This window comes from Microvirga sp. GN3 (assembly GCF_055792825.1).
The window spans coordinates 1-1,339 of sequence record NZ_JBVVAK010000373.1; the positions used below are offsets into that span (position 1 = coordinate 1).

General features: G+C 60.1%; 1 protein-coding gene and 1 pseudogene. One reads left to right on the forward strand and one right to left on the reverse strand.

What is annotated here, in order from left to right:
• A partial coding sequence (locus tag ACS5Q1_RS47925; RefSeq protein WP_473104788.1) for a transposase occupies positions 1 to 536 on the reverse strand: 536 nt, incomplete at its 3' end.
• Positions 537 to 607: 71 nt separating this feature from the next.
• Here ACS5Q1_RS47925 and ACS5Q1_RS47930 point away from each other — a divergent pair.
• Positions 608 to 1,174 (forward strand): annotated as a pseudogene (locus ACS5Q1_RS47930) (IS6 family transposase); the annotation flags it as partial.
• Between the last annotated feature and the right edge of the window lie 165 nt (positions 1,175 to 1,339).

The window sequence follows — 1,339 nt, forward strand, 5'->3', positions numbered from 1 at the left end:
GGTCCGGCCTGCGCGGTGATCTTCGTGCCGTCATGCATGATGGTCTGCAGGGTCATCAGCCCCTCCGCACTCAAGATCCCGAGCACCTGCGTGAACACCGCGTCCAACGCGTCATGATGGGCCAAGCGAAAGTCGGACAGGGTATGATGATTGATGATCAGGAGCCCTGTCAGCCAGCGGAAGCCCGGATCATGCTCGCAGCGACGCTCCACCTCTCGCGCCGAGCCGATGCCGCGGCTGTAGGCGTAGATCCATAGGCTCACCAAAAGCCGAGGATCGTAGGCAGGCCGCCCAGCTCCACCTTCAAGCGAACCGATCTGGTCTACAAAGGCTGACAGATCAAGCTGGCCCACCAGTTCCCAGATCGCCCGAACCGGATGGTCCTCGTCGACCAGTCGCTCGACATCGAGCATGGTCCAGCACAGCTGCCGGCGATCAATGTGCACCAGCCGAACGCGCTTTAGCCGTGATGGATCTGAGCGGGAACAGGACGATTGAACCGTCTCACGTGAGGCCTGCGGATCGACAGGGTCCATTACCTGACCTCCCTGGAAAGGCTCCGGCTATTGTAGCACGTTGGAGCTCCCAGAGGATTTTCTCACACGTCGTCCACTGCTGGACCGTACGCTATGCGCCGCTGTTGCTTGAACGATTCAACCTCCGCAAGCGGGCCGTCACTGGCAGGTGGCACGTCGACGAGACGTATATCAAAGTCCGTGGTCGATGGATGTACCTTTACCGCGCTATCGACAGCAACGGCGATACCGTCGAGTTTTGGTTTAGCGAAAGGCGCAATCTCACTGCCGCCAAGCGCTTCCTGAGCCAAGCGCTGAAGCGGCATGGCCGCCCGGAACGGATCGTCATCGATGGCAGCCAAACCAACCGGGAAGCGATCCTGGCCTGCGATACGGCAAACCGACTGCAGGATCGGTCAAGGCGTAAGCTCAAGCCGATCCGGATCCGGCAAAGCCAATACTTGAATAATCGTATCGAACAGGACCATCGGCGCATCAAGCGCCGAGTGCGACCGATGCTTGGCTTCAAGTCCATAGACAGTGCTCGCGCGATTCTCAGCGGGATCGAGATGATCCACATGATCCGCAAAGGACAGGCGAAACGCGCCGGGAATCCGCGACCGTCGCTCGCCGAGCGGTTCGAGTGGCTCGCCGCATAAGCAGTTGCAAGCCACTCCGGCATCTTTCTGTCCGCAGCCAAGATTTGCGACATGTGTGGACGCCCGCTAGAGCGCAAGAAGAATCTTCAGGTTTGATGCAGCGCGTGGTCAGGGTCTGACATGTGTGCGGCCTCTGATGCGGCCGTTCACATGCCGCGGGCCCGG